This window comes from Variovorax sp. Varisp85 (assembly GCF_047304045.1).
Lineage (GTDB): Bacteria > Pseudomonadota > Gammaproteobacteria > Burkholderiales > Burkholderiaceae_C > Variovorax.
On the sequence record NZ_JBGLYN010000178.1, the window covers coordinates 1 to 224 of the forward strand.

At 65.6% G+C, this 224-nt stretch carries 1 protein-coding gene; it reads right to left on the reverse strand.

Features of this window, described 5'->3' with window-relative positions; all coding sequences use genetic code 11:
* On the reverse strand, positions 1 to 224 hold a 224-nt coding region (locus ACCC97_RS28925; protein ID WP_413336426.1), incomplete at both ends, for an AMP-binding protein.

Sequence of the window (224 nt, forward strand, 5' to 3'; positions counted from 1 at the left end):
TCGCGGCACGTCCACTGGGTGACGTGGATGGTGGTCTCGGTCGGGCCGTACAGGTTCTGCAGCGTGGCGCCGCCCAGGCGCTGCAGCGCTTCCTTCTGCGTGGCCGCAGGCATCGCTTCGCCACCGCAGATGATGTGCTTCAACTTGGTCGTCGCCTCGATGCCCTCGTAGGCCAGGAAGGCCTGCAGCATCGAGGGCACGAAGTTCAGCGTCGTGATCTGGTG